Origin of the sequence: Clostridium sp. AM49-4BH (genome assembly GCF_003478335.1) — a bacterium.
In the GTDB taxonomy this organism is placed as follows: domain Bacteria; phylum Bacillota; class Clostridia; order Lachnospirales; family Lachnospiraceae; genus Butyribacter.
Genome location: NZ_QUFB01000024.1, coordinates 14761 through 35565 on the forward strand (window position 1 = coordinate 14761; position 20805 = coordinate 35565).

The following is a 20805-nucleotide window of genomic DNA, read 5'->3' on the forward strand; positions in this document are numbered from 1 at the left end:
ACATGGATGAAATGACGCATCCTTGCTTTGTTTCCAAAGCTTGCCGAAGTGGTTAATCACTCCACCTACAATGTCATCGCATCTGTAAATGCGATAATGAACAGAAAGCAAGTCTATCTCGTGAGCAGGTCTATCGCCTGCCTCCTAATTAGCCCTGTCTCTGCTTATGACGTGGGTTCTCACAGATAACTCTGATACGACCCTTTCTCTTGATGACCTTACATTTTTCGCAAATCGGTTTTACTGAAGATCTAACTTTCACAGCAATAACCTCCTTTCAATAAAGTCCATTGTCTACTATATCATATACATTTCTTGGTTGCAAGTGGTTTTTTCGGGAATTTCTAATTTTTTTCAATGTAAAAAAAAGACCACATGCGCATTGCTTGACACATATAGTCTTATTTTTCCAAAAGATCGCTGATTATTTATCACGCCATGTAATACGGCCCTTTGTCAGATCATACGGAGACATCTCCATCGTAACTTTGTCACCCGGCAAAATGCGGATGAAGTTTTTGCGAAGTTTGCCGCTAATATGCGCTAATACCTGATGTCCATTCTCTAACTCTACCTTGAACATAGCATTTGGCAGCTTCTCGACAACGATTCCTTCAATTTCAATTACATCTTCTTTCGACATTTCAAACTCCATTTCCTCGCACATTATGCGATTTTTATATTATGATGTTGGGGACGAAAAATGTTTTTGTCCCCAACTGATGACACATATTGCAATATAATATTCACACGCTATCGGATTATGCAAGACCTTCTTTCCATGAAAAGATCTCCGGCTCTCCTTCAGTGATCAGGATCGTATTTTCGTAGTGTGCTGACTTCATACTGTCAGTAGTAACTACCGTCCAGTCATCCTCAAGCACCCATACATCATAGTCACCTGCATTTACCATCGGTTCTATTGCAAGCGTCATGCCGGGACGCAGCTTTATACCTCGTCCAATCGGCTTAAAGTTTGGCACCTGTGGTTCCTCGTGAAGATTTCTTCCAATTCCATGACCAACCAGATCGCGCACAATAGAAAATCCGTTTGCTTCTGCATAGTTCTGGATAGCTTTGGAAATATCGTACAAATGATTGCCCGCCTTAGCGTATTTGATTCCTTCAAAAAAACTCTGCTTTGTCACATCGATCAAAAACTGATCTTCTTCTGAGATCTGACCAACAGCATGCGTTCTCGCTGCATCAGAATGATATCCTTCATAGATTACGCCGGCATCCAGGCTGACAATATCTCCCTCCTGCAAAATTCTCTTTTTGCTGGGAATACCATGGACGACCTCATCATTCACAGATACGCAAATACTCGCCGGATATCCGTTGTAGTTCAAAAAGGATGGGATGCATCCAAAACTACGGATCACTTCTTCTCCTTTACGATTGATATCCATCGTGCTAATGCCCGGACGAATAATCTTTGCCATTTCATCATGAACAATTCCCAAAATACGTCCGGCTTCTCTCATTTTTTCCAATTCATGCTCTGATTTAATTGTGACCGACATAATGTGCCTTCTTTCTAAATATTAATTTGAATTAACCAATAACTGCAGCAATTGCCTTTGCAACACCCTCGATACCAAGTGTTCCGTCAATCTCGTGAAGGATTCCCTGCTCTTTATAATATGCGATAAGAGGTGCTGTCTGATCGTGATATACTTTCAATCTCTTCTTTACCGTCTCCGGCTTATCATCGTCACGCAGCTGAAGCTCACCACCACATGCATCGCATTCGCCCTCTTTCTTAGGTGGGATGTTTACTGTATGGAAAGTAGCTCCACATTTTGCGCATACACGGCGTCCTGCCATACGATCAACAATTGCCTGATCTTCCATTTCAATATCGATCGCATAATCCAACGCTGTTCCCTGCTCTTTTAATGCTGCTGTGAGCGCCTCTGCCTGAGGAATGGTTCTTGGGAAACCATCTAAAATATATCCGTCTTTGCAATCTTCTTTGCTCAAACGATCTACAACAAGATCACATACAAGCTCGTCCGGAACCAGCTCTCCGGCATCCATATATCCTTTTGCTTTTTTACCAAGCTCTGTTCCCTCTTTAATGTTCTGACGGAAAATATCGCCTGTAGAAATTGTAGGGATATGGTATTTCTCTACGATTCCCTTTGCGTGTGTTCCTTTTCCTGCACCAGGTGCTCCCAACATAACAATCTTCATATATACTCTCCATTTCTGCGTGCGTCCCTGATTCTTTCGTTCTATTCTGTCATCCCTGCGTCACGCACGCTGACGCAGATGTGCTTTTATACGTATGCACGATTAAACCTATAATAACGCAAAAGCAGCGCAGTTTCAACACCCTTTTTACATTATTAAACATATACAAAAGCGCCACCCGATTTTGGGTGACGCCTCAATTTTACAGATATTCTTCTTACTCGCTGATGAATCCCTTGTAATGACGAACTAACATCTGAGATTCAATCTGCTTTAATGTCTCAAGTACTACACCTACGATAATGATGAGGGATGTTCCACCAAAGGAAACGTCTGCACCAAACGCACCGGATACGAAGATCGGAACGAATGCTACAAAAGATAATCCCACTGCACCGATAAGGATGATATTATTGAGAACTTTTGTTAAATAATCCACCGTTGGCTTACCAGGACGAATACCCGGAATAAATCCACCCTGTTTCTTCATATTAATAGAAATCTCCTGTGGATTAAATGTGATGGATGTATAGAAGTATGCAAAGAAGATAAGTAATAAGATGTAAATTACCAATCCCAATGTATACTTAAACTCTCCAAAACTGGAAAGGTTACACCATGAGTTCTGGTTTAACACTTTAAGGAACTTCTGCGCTAAAGTTGCTCCAGCACCGGACTGTGGCTTGATTCCTGCGAATCCAGCGATAACGATCGGCATGGAGAACAGAGATCCGGCAAAGATTACCGGGATAACGCCTGCAGTGTTTACCTTAAGCGGAATGTGAGATGACTGTCCACCAACCATCTTTCTTCCCTGTGTTTTCTTAGAATACTGAACACTGATTCTTCTCTCACCATCGGAAAGAACAACGATGAAGATTACCATTCCAATAATTACCGCAAGAATGACAACTGCTGCGATCGTACCATTGGTAACATTGGAAGCACCTTTAACGAACTTCTCGAAAAGGTTCATCATATCCTCTGGCATACGAGATACAATGTTATAAAGAAGGATGATGGAAATACCATTTCCAACTCCCTTTTCAGTGATCTGCTCACCTAACCACATAAGGAATGCAGAACCGGCAGTCAAGGATACAACGAATACTGCTACAGAAGTAAATGTAACACCATCTGTCAAATATCCCTGCTGACCAAAGCCAATTGCCATAGCGGCACTCTCAATTACAGAAAGTGCAATCGTTAAATAACGAGTGTACTCTGCTAATTTCTTACGTCCTTCCTCACCATCTTTGTGAAGCTCTTCCAACTTAGGAATTGCAATGGTGAGCAACTGAATAATAATGGATGCCGTGATGTACGGTGTGATATTCAGTGCGAAGATCGACATTGTGGAGAATGAACCACCCGTCAACTGGTTAAAGAAGTCCAAAGACTTCTGTGAATCAAAGAAATCTGTAATTACGGATGCATCAACGCCCGGTACAGGCAACTGACATCCGATACGAACAACGATCAATGCGAAGAAAGTGTAAAGGATTTTCTTGCGCAGATCTTTGATCTTAAAAGCATTGCGGACTGTTTCGAACATCCTTAGATCACCTCAGCTTTTCCACCAAGAGCCTCAATCTTCTCAGCAGCACTCTTGCTGAATGCGTTTACCTGAACGGTGAGTTTCTTAGTTAATTCTCCATTTCCAAGTATCTTAACTCCGTCTTTCGAATTGTTGATGATACCTTTTTCCTTCAATGCTGTTACTGTAACAACATCACCATCATTGAATTTCTCTAACTTATCCAAGTTGATTGCAACGATTTCCTTAGAATTGATGTTTGTGAAACCTCTCTTAGGAATACGTCTGTAAAGTGGCATCTGACCACCTTCGAAACCTGGACGTGGAGCACCTGAACGAGCCTTCTGACCCTTGTGTCCCTTACCTGCTGTCTTTCCGTTTCCTGATCCATGTCCACGACCTCTTCTGAAGTTGTCGCTCTGCTTAGAACCTTTTGCCGGACTTAATGTTGATAAATTCATAGTTACCTCCTAAATACTGGTGATCCCTTTCCTTGGTGCCTTTCTTTCCTCTTATGGCACGGGATCATAATCACTAACGGGCGAATCCTTGCAGAAACCCAGTCAAGATGTTCATTTGCGGTCTATCTTCATCATAAACTGCGAAACATCAAGCTGAAAAAGTGTCTCTTGCCCTTTGCTTTTCTGCAAAAAGGGTGCACTTCTACCCTCGCTACAAATCAATATATTACCACAAAAGTGACAGGCTTGTCTACTGCTTTTTGCGTCTTTCTACGCCGGAAGCGTTATCCAAACTGCTTCCAAAACTCCTCTGCCGCTCCGTTGTATACATTCATGTCAATAAATCGCTCATCCCCCTTGTACCCCGACAACACATGGCGATTGGAAAACTGCCAAAACTATCAGCAGCAACAGACATCTGACGAATATCTTTCCCGTTTTCTTCATGATTGCCATATTACCCTCGTGCCCTTCTTACTTTTTATCAAAATATAATTGTTCCCGCAATTCGGTCATCTGCTCTTGCAGCTTACGCATGCTTTCGTGATCCTCTCGTTGAAGCTCGCCCAAATATACCTGCTTTTTCTTTTTGTGCCGTCCGGTAAATATCATAAGACCGATGGCAAATAAACAAACAGCTCCTGCCATGCCGCCACCTATCGTGCCCTCCGGATAATTTCTCCAATAACTAATAAAACTAAACACACCAAAAAGAACGATGCATATCTGATATCTATGTATTTTTGTCACCATATCTGTCTCTAATTGCGCCATCTCACTAGAGCGTTTCTTACAAGCACTGTCTAAAATGTCATAAGATTTCTCTAATTCCCATAAAGTATTTTGTATCTTTTGATCTGCTTGTGATACTGTTTTTTCTTCCTCATAGCGCATCTCAACACTGTCCTGCTGGTCACCGCCAGAGGCGACATAGGTCAAATATTCCGCTGCACTGGAACGGATGGTTATTTCATCTTTTTTCTTTCTCAAATAAAGTACCTCCTTCTGGTTATTTTTTCTAAAACATTAAAAGGGTTAGTTCTTCACCGATAAAATACCTCGTTTCCTCCTAAGATTATATCTTATTAGGTCGGTGTGTTACAACTATAGTTTAGCACCTCACTCTGCCCTTAGCAGGGATATATTTACTCATGATGTCTCCTTCCGCTGCTGTCAGGGACAGGGACAGGGATAGGGACATCATAATATATATGCAGAATTAAATTCAACCTGTGCCGTCACACAAGCTCCTATTTCACTCGCGTTCCACAAATATAAATTTTTCTTTCAAACGATTCTCGGCACCTCGATAAGCAACTTTTGACTTCTTAATAAACGATTTTCATCACCATGATAATCGTTTTGACACTTTAATTTTAAAACAAAAATAAGACTGCCTATCACTACATGATAAACAGTCTTATTTTTATTTTCGTTCAGAATTTCTGATTCTTCGTCGATTAAGCTTCCTCAACCTTTACAAGATGTCTTACATGCCAAATCATGCCCTTTGTAGCGTCATTGTTTGGCAATTCAACGGTCTTACCAATCTTCTTCAAGCCCAATGCTTCAACTGTAGCACGCTGCTTAGGAATGGCACCGATTGTAGACTTTACTAATGTAACTTTCACCTTATCTGCCATGGTTTACCTCCTTAACCTAAGATCTCTTCAACGGAGAGACCACGTGCTTTAGCAACTTCCTCAGGAGTCTTCAAGTTCTTAAGACCCTCGATTGCTGCCAATACAACATTTTTCTTGTTATTGGAACCAAGAGACTTTGTACGGATATTTTTATATCCAGCAAGCTCAAGTACGGAACGTGCAGGACCACCTGCGATGATACCAGTACCTTCTGGTGCTCTCTTGATCAATACGGAAGCGCTACCGAATTTACCTGTCAGGTCATGTGGTACGCTACCATTCTCGTCGATAGGAACTTCAACAAGCTTCTTGGTTGCTTCTTCTTTACCCTTGCGGATTGCTTCAGGGATTTCAGTAGCCTTACCAAGACCAACACCTACATGTCCGTTCTTATCGCCAACTACTACTAATGCAGTAAATCTCATGTTACGTCCACCTTTAACTACCTTGGTTACACGCTTGATCGTTACTACATTATCTTCCAGCTCTAAGTTGCTGGTGTCAATAATTGTACGTTTCATGTGTCTTCCTCCTATTAAAAATCCAAACCTGCTTCTCTAGCTGCCTCGGCTAATGCTTTCACCTTACCCTGATAAACAAAGCCGCCACGGTCAAATACAACACTCTTGATGCCCTTATCCAAAGCTTTCTTTGCGATTACTTCGCCAAGCTTTGCTGCTGCATCAACGTTGTTGGTCTTCTCTAATCCCTCAGCTACGTCTTTCTGAAGAGTAGATGCGGATACTAAAGTGTTACCAACTGTGTCGTCAATAACCTGAGCGTACATATGATTATTACTTCTAAATACAGCTAAACGAGGTCTCTCGCTGTGCCAGAAAGACGATTACGAACCTTCATGTGCTTCTTCACACGAACTTCACTTCTTGACTGCTTCTTAATCATCGTAAATTCACTCCTTTAATTATTTTTTACCTGTCTTACCAACTTTACGTCTAATAACTTCATCAGCGTATTTGATACCCTTGCCCTTATATGGCTCTGGAGCTCTCTTTTCTCTGATTTCAGCAGCGTACTGGCCGACTTTTTCTTTATCGATACCCTTAACAATGATCTTGTTCTGGCCGTCAACAACAACCTCAAGACCTTCTGGATCTTCCATCTCTACCGGATGAGAATATCCAAGAGAAAGAATTAACTTCTTGCCCTGTTTCTGAGCTCTGTAACCTACACCGTTTACTTCAAGCTCTTTCTGATAACCCTCAGTTACACCGATCACCATGTTGTAAATGAGCGTTCTTGTAAGACCATGTAAAGATTTCATCTTCTTTAAGTCATTAGGACGAGTTACTACTACTTCCTCGCCTTCTTTCTTAATTGTCATCTCTGCAGGAAGAACTCTCTCGAGTGTTCCCTTAGGTCCCTTTACAGTCACTTTATTATTTTCTGCAATATCAACTGTTACTCCAGCTGGTATAGCGATAGGCATTTTTCCGATACGTGACATGCCGTCTACCTCCATATATTCTTAGTGTAGTGAGTGCATCGTTTGGATTACCAAACGAATGCAAGTACCTCACCGCCAACGTTTGCTTTTCTTGCTTCTTTATCTGTCATCACGCCTTTGTTTGTAGACACGATTGCGATACCAAGACCGCCCAGAACCTTTGGAAGCTCATCTTTACCAGCGTAAACACGAAGACCCGGCTTAGAAATTCTCTTCAAACCTGTGATAATCTTCTCATTTTTGTCTGCGCCGTACTTTAACGTGATGTGAATCATCTGAATACCATCAACGTCAATCATATCATATTTCTTAATGTAACCTTCCTTCACAAGGATTTCTGCGATAGAAATCTTCATCTTGGAAGCAGGAACATCTACTGTATCATGCTTTGCAGTATTCGCATTACGAATTCTTGTAAGCATATCTGCAATAGGATCGCTCGTCATCATCTTGTTTTACCTCCTTACCAGCTTGCTTTCTTCACGCCTGGAATCTGTCCCTTATATGCTAACTCACGGAAGCAGATTCTGCAAATTCCGTATTTTCTCAAATAAGCATGTGGACGACCACAAATTCTGCAACGACTATACTCTCTTGTAGAGAATTTTGCTTTGCGCTGCTGCTTTACTTTCATAGAAGTCTTAGCCATGAAATTCCCTCCTTATTTCTTGAACGGCATACCGAACTGTGTTAATAATTCACGAGCTTCTTCATCGGTCTCAGCAGTTGTAACAACGATTACATCCATACCTCTAACCTTGTCTACCTTATCGTACTCGATTTCAGGGAAGATTAACTGCTCCTTGATTCCAAGTGCATAGTTACCTCTACCATCAAATGCATTCGGGTTTACACCGCGGAAGTCGCGCACACGAGGTAATGCTAAGTTTACAAGACGATCTAAGAATTCGTACATCTTGTCGCCTCTTAAGGTTACCTTACATCCGATCGCCATTCCCTCTCTTAATTTGAAGTTAGCGATGGAGTTCTTTGCTCTTGTAATAACAGGCTTCTGTCCGGAGATGATCTCCAGCTCAGCCATAGCGGCATCGAGAACTTTAGAATTCTCTTTCGCCTCACCGATACCCATGTTGATAACGATTTTATCTAACTTTGGTACCTGCATAACGTTTTTATAACCAAATTTCTTGGTCATTGCATCAACGATTTCGTTAAGATAAGTCTCTTTTAAGCGAGTCACCGTCTCTGCCTCCTTTCTGATATTAGTCAATCACTTCTCCGGTTGCTTTTGCATAACGAACCTTTTTACCATCTTCAATCTTGAAGCCAACGCGGGAAGCTTTTCCTTTGCTCACGTACATTACGTTAGACACATCGATTGGAGCAGCCTGCTGTACAATACCACCCTGTGGGTTTGCCTGACTTGGCTTTGTATGCTTTGTAACCTGATTGATTCCGTCGATAACAACCTTGCCATCTTTAACCGCTGTTACCTTGCCTTCTCTGCCTTTATCCTTACCAGTGATAACGCGAACGGTATCACCCTTCTTAATCTTGCTTGTTGCCACTCTTGACACCTCCCTTATAATACTTCTGGTGCTAATGAAACGATTTTCATGAACTGCTTGTCTCTTAATTCTCTAGCGACTGGTCCAAAGATACGGGTTCCTCTCGGTGTCTTGTCATCACGAATGATAACTGCAGCGTTCTCATCGAACTTAATGTAAGAACCGTCCGGACGACGAATGCTCTTTACTGTACGAACTACAACTGCTTTAACAACATCACCTTTCTTTACAACACCGCCTGGTGTTGCATCTTTAACAGAAGCAACGATGATGTCACCGATTCCTGCATATCTGCGGGTTGAACCGCCCATAACTCTGATACAAAGAAGTTCTTTAGCACCTGTATTATCAGCTACTCTCAGTCTTGATTCCTGCTGTACCATAATTACCTCCATATTTCCGCAAATTATTTTGCTCTCTCGATTACCTCAACAAGTCTCCATCTCTTGTCCTTGGACAATGGTCTTGTCTCCATAACTCTTACTCTGTCACCAATCTTACATGTATTCTCTTCATCATGAGCCTTTAATTTATAAGTTCTCTTGATGATCTTGCCATAAAGTGGATGCTTTACGTTATCTACTACTGCAACTACGATTGTCTTATCCATCTTATCGCTTACAACCTTACCTACACGAGTCTTTCTAAGATTTCTCTCCACGATCGTGTCCTCCTTTCCAAATTTTGGCTATAGATCTGCAAGTCTTAGTCCTGTGCTGCGAGCACGGTCTGAATTCTTGCGATGTTCTTCTTTACTTCTTTAATTCTGCTTGTGTTATCAAGCTGATTTGTTGCGTTCTGGAATCTGAGATTGAACAATTCCTTTTTAGCGGCAACTAAATCTTCATTTAACTCTGCAGCAGATTTTGTTCTCAAATCTTCCAATAATGCTTTACTCTTCACTGCCCGCACCTCCTTCTAAGTCTGCGCGAGAAACAACTTTACACTTAACCGGCAACTTGTGAGTTGCAAGACGAAGTGCTTCTTTAGCTATTTCTTCGGATACACCGGAAATCTCGAACATTACACGACCCGGCTTAACTACAGCTACCCAGTACTCAAGAGCACCTTTACCTTTACCCATTCGAGTCTCGGCAGGAGTCTTTGTTACCGGTTTATCTGGGAAAATCTTGATCCAAACTTTACCACCACGCTTGATATAACGTGTCATAGCGATACGGGCTGCCTCGATCTGATTGGATTTGATCCAAGCCGGCTCTAAAGCAACGATACCGAAATCACCATTTGTGATCTTATTTCCTCTGAGCGCTTTTCCTGTCATTCTACCACGGAACTGCTTACGATGTTTAACTCTCTTTGGCATTAACATTATTTATCGCTCCCTTCCTTTTTAGAATTGTTCTTGGTTGGAAGTACTTCGCCATTGTATACCCATACCTTTACACCAATTTTACCATAAGTTGTATCAGCCTCTGCGAAACCATAATCAATATCAGCACGCAATGTCTGAAGAGGAATTGTACCCTCGCTGTAGAACTCTGTACGAGCCATATCTGCACCGCCCAGACGTCCGGAGCAAGAAGCTTTGATTCCCTTTGCACCAGTCTTGAGTGTTCTGCTCATTGCAGACTTCATAGCACGACGGAAAGAAATACGGTTCTCTAACTGCTGTGCAATATTCTCTGCAACTAACTGCGCATGTTTATCCGGATTCTTGATATCCATGATCTTGATGTCTAATGCAACTTTACGATCAAGAACTTTCAAAAGCTCTTTCTTTAAGTTCTCGATTTCAGCGCCGCCCTTACCAATTACAAATCCAGGCTTTGCTGTATGAATAATAACTCTTACCTTGTCAGTCGGTCTCTCAATTTCAATCTTTGAGATGCCAGCGCTGTAAAGTTTCTTCTTTACAAACTCTCTGATCTTGTAATCTTCTACAAGATAGTCTGCGAACTTATCCTCTGCAAACCAATTGGAATCCCAATCACTGATCACGCCGACTCTTAAACCATGAGGATTAACTTTCTGTCCCATTTTAATCTCCTTTCATAGACCGTTTTCGGATTAGCGCTCGTTAAGAATGATGGTAATATGACTCATTCTCTTCTCGATGCGGTATGCTCTACCCTGTGCTCTAGGTCTAATTCTCTTCATTGTCGGTCCCTTGTTTGCGAAACACTCTTCAATGTATAAATCTGCTGGATTCATACCATTGTTGTTCTCCGCATTTGCAACTGCGGACTGTAATAATTTCAAAATGACGCTTGACGCATATCTTGGATTATAAGATAAAATACCAATTGCTGTCTCTACATCTTTGCCTCTGATGGCATCTAACACGTAACAAGCCTTCTGTACGGAAATTCTTGCATAAGATAACTTAGCGGAAGGTCTGGTGTCTTTCTGGTTCTCATTTCTCTCTCTCTTAATCTGAGATCTATGTCCCTTTGCCATGATGGAAGCCTCCTTTCAAATATCTGTATCATTGTCTACAGCGTATTGCTGCAATTCGTTATTTGCAGATCTGATATTATTCCCACTCTGCCGGGTGGTTCTTTTTGTAAGCACCGTTTTCTATCGCAACCGCTTAGTGGCATGCACTGCAGTTGCTAAGAAAACTATTGCTATTTATTATTTGCCCTTCTTCTCGTCTTTGCCATGGCTCTGTAAGTTCTTGTAGCTACGAACTCACCGAGTTTGTGTCCAACCATATCCTCTGTAACATATACAGGTACATGTCTTCTACCATCATGTACTGCAAATGTCAATCCTACGAATGATGGGAAAATAGTGGAACGACGAGACCAAGTCTTGATGACCTGTGTATCACCGGATGCTACCTGAGCATCTACCTTCTTAAGAAGGCTCTTGTCAGCGAAAGGTCCTTTCTTTAATGAACGTGCCATTGTATCCTCCATTCTGTCGGCTGTGCCGACTATTCCAACTCTTCATAGAAGTCATGGTGACTTAGCAATTATTTTGCTAATGCCTTACCATCTCTTCTTCTTACGATCATCTTGTTTGACTGTTTATTCTTCTTACGTGTCTTCAAGCCAAGAGCAGGTTTACCCCAAGGAGTGCATGGACCTGGACGACCGATACCTGTCTTACCTTCACCACCACCGTGTGGATGGTCATTAGGGTTCATTACGGAACCACGAACCGTAGGTCTGATACCCATGTTACGCTTACGTCCGGCTTTACCAATGTTTACCAATGCATGCTCACCGTTTCCGATAACACCTACTGTAGCACGGCATACGATAGGAACCATTCTCATCTCACCAGATGGAAGACGAAGTGTTGCATACTTTCCTTCTTTAGCCATGAGCTGTGCGCTGTTACCAGCGGAACGAACCATCTGTCCACCCTTACCAGGATGAAGCTCGATGTTGTGGATCTGTGTACCAACCGGAATATTTTCCAGTGGCAAGCAGTTACCAACTGCAATCTCAGCCTCAGGACCGTTCATGATCTTCTGACCAACCTTAAGTCCCTCTGGAGCTAAGATGTATCTCTTCTCACCATCAGCATAAGCAACTAATGCGATATTTGCTGTTCTGTTTGGATCATACTCAACAGTCTTAACGATTGCCGGGATACCATCCTTATTTCTCTTAAAATCGATGATTCTGTATTTTCTTCTAGAACCACCACCACGATGTCTTACTGTGATCTTACCCTGTGCATTACGTCCAGCGTTCTTCTTAAGAGACACTGTCAAAGACTTCTCAGGCTTTGTAGCAGTCAACTCTGTCTTATCAAGAACGGACATCTGTCTTCTAGACGGGGTATATGGGTTAAATGTCTTAATTCCCATTTCTGTTCTCCTTTCTCATATCCTTTATCAATATGACCTGTAAGATAGGTTTTCCTTACAGGATTTACACGATTTGATTTTACAGACCCTCGAAGATCTCGATGTCTTTAGAGTCCTCAGTCAGCTTAACGATTGCTTTCTTAGTCTTAGCAGTCTTGCCGGCTGTTCTACCACGACGACGTGTCTTACCGTCAAGGTTCATTGTGTTTACCTTAGCAACCTTAGCTCCCTCAAAAAGCTTCTCAACAGCTTCTTTAATCTGGCTCTTTGTTGCCTCAGGGTGTACTGCGAATGTGTACTTCTTCTCTTCCATAGCTGTCATAGATTTCTCTGTGATGATCGGCTTCTGGATAATATCATAATACTTCAAATCTGCCATTATGCGTACACCTCCTCAATCTTAGATACAGCCGCTTTTGTAATGATGACTGTCTCATATTTCAAAATATCGTATACGTTGATCGCATTTACTGCTACAGCACGTACACCTGCAATATTCTTAGCAGACTTTGCTACGTTCTCGTTGTCACCGTCTAATACAACCAATGCTTTCTTTACTTTCAAAGCATCCAAAACGCTAACCATTTTCTTTGTTTTGATCTCATCAAACTTAAGAGAATCAAGTACAACGAATTTCTCTTCGTTTACTCTAGAGGTCAGTGCAGACTTAATTGCACCAGCCTTCTCCTTTCTGTTCATCTTGAAGGAGTAATCTCTTGGCGTTGGAGCAAATACAATTCCACCGCCTGTCCACTGTGGAGCGCGGATAGATCCCTGTCTTGCATGACCAGTTCCTTTCTGTCTCCAAGGTTTTCTTCCACCGCCACTTACTTCAGAACGGGTTTTAGCCTTCTGTGTACCCTGACGCTTATTTGCAAGCTGTAATACAACAGCCATATGCATTAAATGCTCATTAACCTCAACAGCGAATACGTTGTCGTTTAAGTCCATCTTCTCAACTTCGCTGCCTTCCATATTATAAACAGATACGTTAGCCATCTGTGTGTTCCTCCTTTCCAAAAGAATTATTTCGTCTTAACGCTTTCCTTAATTACTACACAAGCCTTCTTTGGTCCCGGAACAGCGCCCTTAACAAGGATCAGATTCTGATCTGCGTCAACTCTGACGATCTCAAGATTCTGGATTGTTCTCTGTACGCCACCCATCTGACCAGGCATCTTCTTGCCTTTGAATACACGGCTAGGATCAGAACAAGCACCGTTAGAACCAGCATGTCTGTGGAACTTAGAACCATGTCCCATAGGTCCTCTGTGCAGTCCGTGTCTCTTGATCGCACCCTGGAAACCTTTACCCTTTGTTGTTCCGGTTGCATCAATCTTGTCACCTGCTTCAAAGATGTCAGCTTTAATTTCCTGACCAAGTGTGTACTCTTCTGCGTTCTCAAACTTGAATTCTTTCAGATATCTCTTACCGGATACACCTGCTTTTGCAAAATGTCCCTGTAATGGCTTGTTTACGCCGTGAGTTCTCTTGACCTCTTTCTTGCCTGTAGCATCCTTTGTGATAACTTTGTCTTTCTTATCAACAAATCCTACCTGCACTGCACTGTACCCATCATTATCAACCGTCTTTACCTGTGTAACATAGCAAGGACCAGCCTGAAGTACAGTAACCGGAGTTAATACTCCGTTCTCGTTGAAGATCTGTGTCATTCCGACCTTCGTAGCTAAAATAGCTTTCTTCATAATGTTGCACCTCCTGTTAATCTACAGCGGAATGCATCGCCAAGCAATCGCTTCGCCTGCATTCATCCTAGATGGTCTATAAGTTGGAAGTTTGTAAACCAAAAACTTAATGACGCTCCAAGGCATCACCTCTTTGCTGTCGTCTTTATATAAACCCTAAGGATCTTACTATTTCATAAAGAGAAATTATTTCTCTTTCATGACCAATTTAACTGCTACGCCAGATGGCATTTCCATCTTTGTCAGCGCCTCAACCGTCTTCTGGGTTGGAGCAATAACGTCAATCAGTCTCTTATGAGTTCTCTGCTCAAACTGCTCTCTGGAATCTTTGTACTTATGAACGGCACGAAGAATTGTTACTACTTCCTTCTTAGTTGGAAGAGGTACCGGACCGCTAACCTTAGCTCCTGTCTTCTTTACCGTATCAATAATTTTACCAGCTGCATGATCGATCTGATTGTGGTCATACGCCTTAAGTGTAATTCTCATTACCTTTGTTGCCATAAAAAAAGCCGCCTCCTTTTCGCACTTTCACGGACATTACTGATCTTGGCTCTTCGCCATGTCCGCCTGTTTCAGCGCAACAAGTGGTGACTGTACACTCATCCGGGTGTGTCCTGTCGGTTTACAAATTATACAGAACTCTTCCCGTGTTTTCCGGGCATATTCTTACAAATATGCTCTACAGAATATTGGATTTTCGTACAGTGACTTGTCGCCAATTCTCAACTTGACATTCGCTCCACGGAAAACCTCTTATCCGTTACCAGGTAAGAGCAACCTCACGCTTCTACGCTATCATGTCACAGCATTTATTACTATACTATATTTTTCAAGGGTTTGCAAGCATTTTTTTACATTTTTTTAATTTTTTCTCAAGCACAGTTTCAAGCGAAACAAAATGCTCTGTTGCAGACATTTTGAAAGGCAGGGGAGCTTTTCGGATTGTGTTTCTTCTTATTATATGTAGAAGCATTCCCCTTAGTCCCTTTTACGGGAAACGCATGCGATAACGATACCACCGATCACAACTACAGCTACAACTACAATTGCCACAACGGCTCCGGCCGGAATACTATTACTACTGTCACATTATCCGCTTTCACCCTCACATAAAAGTTTTCATTCATGATATAATACTTTAAAAAATACATAAAGAAAGCAGGTGCCGTTATGAAACTGACCAAAAACGCCCTTCTCGCACAATGGAGTGCAAAACACGAATACACTACCAATGAAATGTCACAATGCAAACATAAATTAGAACTCCTCGACAAACGCCAAAAAGATCTAATGACAGATCTTCGTTTTGCTGAAATATATTTTGTAGCATCATTCCTATTAGGACTTTTTCTGCTTTATATGTCAAAACAGATTTTTTCTGCATTTCTTTATTTCTATTTACCCGTTGTCGCACTTATTCTGTTTTTCACATTAGGAAGGAGCATTATTAAGCTTTCTCGAATCGTTACACTCATGCATTATCATGACAGAATGGACCTTCCATTTCAATATCCTAGAGAGCTGACGGCTGCTTCCAATTATCCAACCTGCATACCGCCCAACAATTACGCTGAGCAAATGTGCTTAAACTGGCTACTGCAAAAGTACTCTATGCAATTACAAACTTTGCAAAAAATCAACGAGCAAATAAAAACAGCACCCGAAACTGACTATGAAAATCTTTCAAAAGCGATTTCTTCACTTTGCGCATATGAACTTGTCAAAAGCACTCAATATAAATAGAAATCATGATTTTCAAAAAAGCACCGCCCCGGCAGCAAGCACTCAGCTCACTGCCAGGGCGGTTATGTTAGTTTGATTGCGTGCAATCCTCATCACACTTCGGAAGTCTCCTCCTCATCAGCAGACTCCTCCATAAACCTCTCATATCGTTCTAAAACAATCGCCTGAAAACGCTCACGCGTTTCCCGATTGATCGGATGCGCTACATCGCGAAATTCTCCATCGCCGGATCGACGACTCGGCATGGCAATAAACAATCCTTTCTCACCTTCGATAACTTTAATGTCATGTACAACAAATTCATTATCCAACGTGATTGATACAACGGCTCGCATCTTACCTTCTTTCGTAATCTTGCGTATCCTAACATCTGTTATCTGCACTCCCTGTAACCTCCTTTGGTTATTTTTCTGTGCATCATCACATCTTTACTATTCCCCTATTTCTTGAAAAGAATTCTCCTTTCTACAGTGCATATCTCTCATTCTTCTCAACTACAATGCGAATCTTACCATCCTCTGATGTATAATTTGTATTGGCACGAATCGTATCTCTGCTTTCAACGATGCAATTCTCAATATGTGTATTATCACCAATGTAAACATCATTAAGGATGATCGAATTTTTGATGGTGCAATTATTTCCAATATATACTTCCTTGAACAAAATGGAATTTTCAACGGTTCCATTAATGATACATCCACTGGAAACCAAACTGTTCTTCACATTTGATCCGACATTATATTTAGCCGGAGGAAGATCCTCAACTTTCGAATAAATGTCCGGATATTGACGGAAGAAATAATCCCTAATATCTTTGTTCAGGAAATCCATATTCGTGTTGTAATAAGAATCCACCGAAGAAATATTGCTCCAGTAGGAATCCATTGGATATGCATATATCTTCTTTACATTCTTATAACGGATCAATATATCCTTCACAAAGTCATAACGCTCTTCCTGCATAGATTTCTCGATCAGCTCGATCAACATACGACGGCGCACAATATATACACCGGTCGAAACAGTGGACGTTTCGGCATTGATCGGTTTCTCCTCAAAATCCGTGATCCTGCCGTCACCGTCAACACGGAGCACACCAAAGCGGCTTGGATCATCTTTGTCGGTTACATCTGCAGTTACAACAGTAAAATCTGCTTTTTTTGCAATATGGAACTCCAACACTTTATTGTAATCCATCTTATACACGCCATCGCCCGAAGCGATCACAACGTATGGCTCATGACTGTTCTTCAGAAAACTCAGGTTCTGCGCCATCGCATCCAACGTTCCGCGATACCAATAACTGTTTTCCGGCGTCGTTGTCGGCGTGAATACATATAGACCGCCCTGCTTTCTTCCGAAATCCCACCATTTTGAAGAATTCAAATGTTCATTCAGCGACTTTGCATTATATTGCGTAAAAACCGCAACTTTCTGAATGTGAGAGTTACTCATGTTGCTTAGTACAAAATCTATGCTGCGAAACCCTCCCGCGATCGGCATCGCTGCCGTTGCACGTTTATTGGACAATTCACGCATTCTGCTATTATTACCACCTGCTAATACTATTCCAATCGCTCTCATTATCTGTCACCTACCTTAATCAAAGTTTCACCGCCTGCAAGAACTCCGTCCGGATAATCTGATGGTTCCGTAACGCCTTTGATCGCTGTGTTTTTACCGATCTGCACGTCATCCGGAATCACGCTGTCTTCACCAATAGTTACAAGACCAAATGCATACACATCCGGTTTAACCTTATTTGGCAGCTCTTCTCCGACACCAAGCTTACAATCTTTGCCAACAGTTACATTCTCAGCGATAATCGACTTATCGACTATCGTTCCCGCTTTGATCGTAGTAGAACTCATAATAATAGAATCCCGCACAATCGCACCCGGCTCGATCGTAACACCCGAACCGATAACAGAGCTATGTACCTCTCCGTATATCTCTGATGCTTCACCAATGATCGCCTTATCAATGATGGCATCCTCTGCGATATACTGAGGTGGAATGCGATCACTCTTCGTATAGATCTTCCAAAATTCTTCATACAGATTGAAGACCGGAATGAGATCGATCAACTCCATGTTTGACTCCCAATATGAGCCAAGCGTTCCAACATCTTTCCAATAGCCATTGTATTCGTATGCAAAAATACGATCACCTTTCTCATGACAATATGGAATAATGTGTTTACCAAAGTCACATGCCGGCTGATCCTTTAACTTGATCAACGCTTCACGAAGCACCGGCCAAGAGAAAATGTAGATACCCATCGAAGCAAGGTTGCTACGAGGATGCTCCGGTTTCTCCTCAAATTCCTGAATCTGCTTATTCTCATCTGTGATAACAACGCCAAAACGACTAGCCTCTTCCATCGGAACCGGAATCGTTGCAAGCGTTACATCTGCCTTGTTTGCTTTGTGGAAATCAAGCATCACTTCATAGTCCATTTTGTAAATATGGTCACCGCCCAAAATCAGCACATAGTCTGGGTTGTAATATTCCATATATCGCAAATTCTGATATATAGCATTCGCTGTACCTGTATACCACTCACTGCTGGTACTCTTCTCATATGGTGGCAAAATAGAAACGCCACCTACATTACGATCCAAATCCCAAGGAATACCAATTCCAATGTGTGTGTTCAGGCGTAGCGGCTGGTACTGCGTCAGCACGCCGACTGTATCTACTCCCGAATTAATGCAATTGCTCAATGGAAAATCGATAATACGGTACTTCCCACCAAACGCTACCGCTGGTTTAGCAACATCAGCAGTCAGAACCCCCAACCTGGATCCCTGTCCACCTGCCAGTAACATTGCTATCATTTCTTTCTTAATCACGCAATCACCCCTTACTATGTATTTCTTAATGATTTAAGTATATCACAACCACTGTAAAATGTGAACAAATTTCATAAATTTTCTTTTGAAAATTGATATTTTTTATACATTTCATACAATTTTTTGCATAAAAAACCCTTATTTGACGAGTTTTTTACATTGTCCACCAGCTTTGTTTCAATTTTTAACAAATTATTTCTAAACTGTAAACACTATTTAATTTGCTTTTTTGCATTTGTGTTCTATAATAATAGAAAAGACTGACACAAGGATTGGTTCGCTGGAGCACATTTCTTGCAGGCAGGCCAATTTTACAAAATATGCCGCCCCACTTTTGGACGGCTTTTATATGGAGGGAATTATGTATCAAATTCAATTAACCAAACCATGTACTGCATATTTTATAGGCATCGGAGGCATCAGCATGAGCGGTTTTGCTGAGCTGTTACACGATGCCGGCTTTACCGTAAAGGGCTCCGACGCAAACCGCAGCAAAATCACAGAGCATTTACAATCCTTAGGAGTGGAAGTATTGTATGGTCAAAAAAGCAATAACATCACTTCCGACATTGACTTTGTCGTATACACCGCCGCTATTCATCCGGACAATCCCGAATTTCGCGCCGCCAAAGAAATGGGACTTCCTATGATGGAGCGTGCCGAAATGGTTGGACAGGTCATGAAAAACTATACGAATGCCATTGGCGTTTCCGGTACACACGGCAAAACAACAACAACTTCCATGCTGACACATATTTTCTTAGCCGCCAAGAAAGATCCAACGATCTCCGTTGGCGGTATCTTGGATGCGATCCACGGCAATATCCGTGTCGGCCATTCCGAGAATTTCATCACCGAAGCCTGCGAATACACCAATAGCTTTCTGAAATTCCATCCAACGGCAGGTATTATTTTGAATATTGATGCAGATCACCTAGACTTTTTTAAGGACCTGGATGACATTCGCCACTCTTTTCACCGCTTTGCAAAGCTCTTGCCAAAGGACGGTGTACTGATCATCAACTCCGATATCGAAAAGCTTGATGCGATCACAAACGATCTAGACTGCCGGATCATTACATTCGGCTTGGAAAATCCTGCAGATTACGAAGCAAAGGATATTACATTCGGCGAAGATGGCTGCGGTTCTTTTGAATTAGTTCGATTCGGCAAAGAGACCGGAATCCGCGTTCGTTTGTCAGTAATCGGAAGACACAACGTAGCCAACGCTTTATCAGCCATCGCCACTGCAGAATATTATGATATTCCTATGGAGACAATCCAAGAGGGACTCCTCGCCTTCCACGGCACGGAACGTCGTTTCGAACAAAAGGGATCGTTCCACGGAGTCACCGTGGTCGATGATTATGCACATCATCCTACGGAGATCAAAGCAACGCTGCAGGCTGCTGCCAAATTTCCACATAAGCGTCTTTGGTGCGTATTCCAGCCACATACATACAGCCGCACCCGAGCATTGCTGCACGAATTTGCAGAGGCGCTATCCCTCGCAGATAATGTTGTGCTTGCAGACATATATGCCGCCAGAGAGGCTGATCCCGGTGATATTTCTTCTAAAACTCTACAGGAAGAAATGAAGAAATTAGGCAAAGATGCTTATTACTTCCCGGATTTTGAACAGATCAAAAAATTTTTATTGGAAAATTGTATCGACGGTGACTTGTTAATAACTATGGGTGCCGGAAATATAGTAACTATTGGCGAAGACCTGGTCAAAGAATAGTTATCCACATTATCCACAATGTGACTGTGCATATCTCTGCACAATCCGTTGTGGATATTTTTTACACAATTAACAGCAGATAAATGTTGAAAATCCGCAATCTTGATCATTTTGATACGAGTTATCCACATTA

General features: G+C 41.9%; 31 protein-coding genes and 1 pseudogene. 2 read left to right on the forward strand and 30 right to left on the reverse strand.

Annotated elements, in window-relative coordinates; genetic code table 11:
* Window positions 1–148 precede the first annotated feature (148 nt).
* The 27 genes and pseudogenes from rpmJ to rpsJ form a co-directional block, all read right to left on the reverse strand.
* Window positions 149–262, reverse strand: coding sequence for a 50S ribosomal protein L36 (gene rpmJ, locus DW981_RS08130; protein ID WP_118507368.1), 114 nt, complete (start codon window positions 260–262; stop codon window positions 149–151).
* Window positions 263–424: 162 nt separating this feature from the next.
* Window positions 425–643, reverse strand: coding sequence for a translation initiation factor IF-1 (gene infA / locus DW981_RS08135; RefSeq protein WP_022013568.1), 219 nt, complete (start codon window positions 641–643; stop codon window positions 425–427).
* 118 nt (window positions 644–761) lie between these two features.
* Window positions 762–1526, reverse strand: coding sequence for a type I methionyl aminopeptidase (gene map, locus DW981_RS08140; RefSeq protein WP_022025514.1), 765 nt, complete (start codon window positions 1524–1526; stop codon window positions 762–764).
* Between the two features lie 31 nt (window positions 1527–1557).
* Complete coding sequence (locus tag DW981_RS08145; RefSeq protein WP_022025515.1) at window positions 1558–2199, reverse strand: adenylate kinase; 642 nt, start codon at window positions 2197–2199, stop codon at window positions 1558–1560.
* A gap of 217 nt (window positions 2200–2416) precedes the next feature.
* Window positions 2417–3754 (reverse strand): preprotein translocase subunit SecY, encoded by a 1338-nt coding sequence (gene secY, locus DW981_RS08150; RefSeq protein ID WP_022025516.1) that lies wholly within the window; start codon window positions 3752–3754, stop codon window positions 2417–2419.
* Window positions 3755–3756: 2 nt separating this feature from the next.
* Window positions 3757–4197: a 50S ribosomal protein L15 gene (gene rplO / locus DW981_RS08155; RefSeq protein ID WP_022025517.1), complete on the reverse strand. Its 441-nt coding sequence runs from the start codon at window positions 4195–4197 to the stop codon at window positions 3757–3759.
* 474 nt (window positions 4198–4671) lie between these two features.
* A complete protein-coding gene (locus tag DW981_RS15660; RefSeq protein ID WP_243034697.1) occupies window positions 4672–5187 on the reverse strand; it encodes a hypothetical protein in 516 nt (171 codons plus the stop codon).
* A gap of 470 nt (window positions 5188–5657) precedes the next feature.
* Window positions 5658–5840, reverse strand: coding sequence for a 50S ribosomal protein L30 (gene rpmD, locus DW981_RS08165; RefSeq protein WP_022025528.1), 183 nt, complete (start codon window positions 5838–5840; stop codon window positions 5658–5660).
* Window positions 5841–5851: 11 nt separating this feature from the next.
* On the reverse strand, window positions 5852–6361 hold the full coding sequence (gene rpsE, locus DW981_RS08170) for a 30S ribosomal protein S5 (RefSeq protein ID WP_022025529.1): 510 nt from the start codon (window positions 6359–6361) through the stop codon (window positions 5852–5854).
* A 14-nt stretch (window positions 6362–6375) separates the two neighbouring features.
* A pseudogene (gene rplR / locus DW981_RS08175) lies at window positions 6376–6743 on the reverse strand (50S ribosomal protein L18).
* A gap of 19 nt (window positions 6744–6762) precedes the next feature.
* Entirely contained in the window at window positions 6763–7305 is a 543-nt protein-coding gene (gene rplF / locus DW981_RS08180) for a 50S ribosomal protein L6 (protein WP_022025531.1), read from the reverse strand.
* Between the two features lie 47 nt (window positions 7306–7352).
* Window positions 7353–7754: a 30S ribosomal protein S8 gene (rpsH, locus tag DW981_RS08185; RefSeq protein WP_022025532.1), complete on the reverse strand. Its 402-nt coding sequence runs from the start codon at window positions 7752–7754 to the stop codon at window positions 7353–7355.
* Window positions 7755–7768: 14 nt separating this feature from the next.
* On the reverse strand, window positions 7769–7954 hold the full coding sequence (locus DW981_RS08190) for a type Z 30S ribosomal protein S14 (protein WP_022014871.1): 186 nt from the start codon (window positions 7952–7954) through the stop codon (window positions 7769–7771).
* Between the two features lie 12 nt (window positions 7955–7966).
* On the reverse strand, window positions 7967–8506 hold the full coding sequence (rplE, locus tag DW981_RS08195; RefSeq protein ID WP_022025533.1) for a 50S ribosomal protein L5: 540 nt from the start codon (window positions 8504–8506) through the stop codon (window positions 7967–7969).
* Window positions 8507–8528: 22 nt separating this feature from the next.
* On the reverse strand, window positions 8529–8834 hold the full coding sequence (gene rplX, locus DW981_RS08200) for a 50S ribosomal protein L24 (protein WP_022025534.1): 306 nt from the start codon (window positions 8832–8834) through the stop codon (window positions 8529–8531).
* Window positions 8835–8848: 14 nt separating this feature from the next.
* The gene (gene rplN, locus DW981_RS08205; RefSeq protein ID WP_022025535.1) at window positions 8849–9217 is read right to left on the reverse strand and encodes a 50S ribosomal protein L14; all 369 of its coding nucleotides are present in this window, start codon (window positions 9215–9217) and stop codon (window positions 8849–8851) included.
* Between the two features lie 23 nt (window positions 9218–9240).
* Window positions 9241–9498 carry a 30S ribosomal protein S17 gene (rpsQ, locus tag DW981_RS08210; protein ID WP_182434195.1) on the reverse strand — a complete coding sequence of 86 codons (258 nt, stop codon included), beginning with the start codon at window positions 9496–9498 and terminating at the stop codon, window positions 9241–9243.
* A gap of 41 nt (window positions 9499–9539) precedes the next feature.
* Complete coding sequence (rpmC, locus tag DW981_RS08215; protein ID WP_022025537.1) at window positions 9540–9737, reverse strand: 50S ribosomal protein L29; 198 nt, start codon at window positions 9735–9737, stop codon at window positions 9540–9542.
* Window positions 9727–10164, reverse strand: a complete 438-nt coding sequence (gene rplP / locus DW981_RS08220; RefSeq protein WP_022025538.1) for a 50S ribosomal protein L16 — start codon at window positions 10162–10164, stop codon at window positions 9727–9729. Before rplP ends, rpmC begins: the two co-directional genes overlap by 11 nt.
* Complete coding sequence (gene rpsC / locus DW981_RS08225) at window positions 10164–10832, reverse strand: 30S ribosomal protein S3 (protein ID WP_022025539.1); 669 nt, start codon at window positions 10830–10832, stop codon at window positions 10164–10166. The genes rplP and rpsC overlap by 1 nt, the downstream gene beginning before the upstream one ends.
* Window positions 10833–10862: 30 nt before the next feature.
* The gene (gene rplV, locus DW981_RS08230) at window positions 10863–11252 is read right to left on the reverse strand and encodes a 50S ribosomal protein L22 (RefSeq protein ID WP_022025540.1); all 390 of its coding nucleotides are present in this window, start codon (window positions 11250–11252) and stop codon (window positions 10863–10865) included.
* A gap of 170 nt (window positions 11253–11422) precedes the next feature.
* Entirely contained in the window at window positions 11423–11704 is a 282-nt protein-coding gene (gene rpsS, locus DW981_RS08235) for a 30S ribosomal protein S19 (protein WP_118507369.1), read from the reverse strand.
* 68 nt (window positions 11705–11772) lie between these two features.
* Window positions 11773–12618 carry a 50S ribosomal protein L2 gene (rplB, locus tag DW981_RS08240; protein ID WP_022025542.1) on the reverse strand — a complete coding sequence of 282 codons (846 nt, stop codon included), beginning with the start codon at window positions 12616–12618 and terminating at the stop codon, window positions 11773–11775.
* Window positions 12619–12697: 79 nt separating this feature from the next.
* A complete protein-coding gene (rplW, locus tag DW981_RS08245; RefSeq protein ID WP_022025543.1) occupies window positions 12698–12997 on the reverse strand; it encodes a 50S ribosomal protein L23 in 300 nt (99 codons plus the stop codon).
* Window positions 12997–13617 carry a 50S ribosomal protein L4 gene (gene rplD / locus DW981_RS08250; protein WP_022025544.1) on the reverse strand — a complete coding sequence of 207 codons (621 nt, stop codon included), beginning with the start codon at window positions 13615–13617 and terminating at the stop codon, window positions 12997–12999. The genes rplW and rplD overlap by 1 nt, the downstream gene beginning before the upstream one ends.
* A gap of 26 nt (window positions 13618–13643) precedes the next feature.
* Entirely contained in the window at window positions 13644–14324 is a 681-nt protein-coding gene (gene rplC / locus DW981_RS08255; RefSeq protein ID WP_022025545.1) for a 50S ribosomal protein L3, read from the reverse strand.
* A 186-nt stretch (window positions 14325–14510) separates the two neighbouring features.
* Window positions 14511–14828, reverse strand: coding sequence for a 30S ribosomal protein S10 (gene rpsJ / locus DW981_RS08260; RefSeq protein WP_022025546.1), 318 nt, complete (start codon window positions 14826–14828; stop codon window positions 14511–14513).
* Window positions 14829–15497: 669 nt separating this feature from the next.
* Between rpsJ and DW981_RS08265 the strand changes: the two genes are divergently transcribed.
* Entirely contained in the window at window positions 15498–16070 is a 573-nt protein-coding gene (locus DW981_RS08265) for a hypothetical protein (protein WP_118507370.1), read from the forward strand.
* 92 nt (window positions 16071–16162) lie between these two features.
* Here the strand turns inward: DW981_RS08265 and spoVG are convergent, their stop codons facing one another.
* The 3 genes from spoVG to DW981_RS08280 all read right to left on the reverse strand — a co-directional run bounded on the left by spoVG (window position 16163) and on the right by DW981_RS08280 (window position 18928).
* Window positions 16163–16453 (reverse strand): septation regulator SpoVG, encoded by a 291-nt coding sequence (gene spoVG / locus DW981_RS08270; protein ID WP_022025548.1) that lies wholly within the window; start codon window positions 16451–16453, stop codon window positions 16163–16165.
* An 82-nt stretch (window positions 16454–16535) separates the two neighbouring features.
* Window positions 16536–17657 (reverse strand): glucose-1-phosphate adenylyltransferase subunit GlgD, encoded by a 1122-nt coding sequence (gene glgD, locus DW981_RS08275; RefSeq protein ID WP_118507371.1) that lies wholly within the window; start codon window positions 17655–17657, stop codon window positions 16536–16538.
* Window positions 17657–18928, reverse strand: coding sequence for a glucose-1-phosphate adenylyltransferase (locus DW981_RS08280; RefSeq protein WP_118507372.1), 1272 nt, complete (start codon window positions 18926–18928; stop codon window positions 17657–17659). Before DW981_RS08280 ends, glgD begins: the two co-directional genes overlap by 1 nt.
* Window positions 18929–19289: 361 nt before the next feature.
* Here DW981_RS08280 and murC point away from each other — a divergent pair, with 361 nt between their 5' ends.
* The gene (murC, locus tag DW981_RS08285) at window positions 19290–20672 is read left to right on the forward strand and encodes a UDP-N-acetylmuramate--L-alanine ligase (RefSeq protein ID WP_118507373.1); all 1383 of its coding nucleotides are present in this window, start codon (window positions 19290–19292) and stop codon (window positions 20670–20672) included.
* Window positions 20673–20805 lie beyond the last annotated feature (133 nt).